The sequence below is a fragment of the Streptomyces telluris genome (assembly GCF_024519335.1).
GTDB classification, from domain to species: Bacteria; Actinomycetota; Actinomycetes; order Streptomycetales; family Streptomycetaceae; genus Streptomyces; species Streptomyces telluris.
This window is the reverse complement of sequence record NZ_JANIID010000090.1, coordinates 1-688: the sequence shown is the minus strand read 5'-3', so window position 1 is coordinate 688 and position 688 is coordinate 1. Positions and strand designations below refer to the sequence as shown.

The window sequence follows — 688 nt, the reverse complement described above, 5'->3', positions numbered from 1 at the left end:
GCCGAAAGCCGCCAGCGAAAGGTCCGCGACCTTGAAGTCCTGGGCCGGATTCTGGGCGGCGGCAGCGGGACGTGCCATGGAAAGCTCCCTGATTGAACTGAGCGAACTGAGCGAACTGAGGGGACTGAGCGGACTGAGCGAACAGGCTGGACTGACTGAACTGGGTGAACCGAGTTGCGAAATGAGCGAAAGCCGAGCGGAAGGAAAGTAGGAAAGAAGGGAAGAAGGGAAGGAATCGCGTCAGGCCGCCGCTGTCGCCTGCCGCCCCGCGCCCAGGCCCAGGCCCAGGTTCTGGTGGATCTCCAGCGTCGCCGTGGACCGGTTGAGGGTGATGTAGTGCAGCCCGGGCGCCCCCTCGTCGAGGAGCCTGCGGGCCATGTCCGTCGCGTAGTCCACGCCGATGCGGTGCGCGACCTGCGGGCGGTCCGCGGCCCGGGTGAGGCGGTCGGCCAGGTCCTGCGGGAAGGCCGCGTTGCTGAGCTCGGCGAACCGGCGGATCTGCCGCGCGTGCGTGGCCGGCATGATCGCCGGGATGATGGGGACGGTGCAGCCGGCCGCGGCGACGCGGTCCCGCAGCCGCAGGTAGTCCTCGACGTGGAAGAACATCTGCGTGATCGCGTAGTCCGCGCCGGCCCGGCACTTGGCCACGAAGTGGCGGACGTCGTCGTCCCAGTCCGCCGACCGGGGG

The 688-nt window shown here is 69.0% G+C and carries 2 protein-coding genes; one reads left to right on the top strand and one right to left on the bottom strand.

The window, feature by feature from the left end; translation table 11 throughout:
• A partial coding sequence (locus NQU55_RS36225) for a hypothetical protein (protein ID WP_206330257.1) occupies positions 1-211 on the top strand: 211 nt, incomplete at its 5' end.
• A gap of 29 nt (positions 212-240) precedes the next feature.
• On the opposite strand, the gene NQU55_RS36220 is transcribed toward NQU55_RS36225, so the two are convergent.
• A partial coding sequence (locus NQU55_RS36220) for a methylenetetrahydrofolate reductase (RefSeq protein WP_256791879.1) occupies positions 241-688 on the bottom strand: 448 nt, incomplete at its 5' end.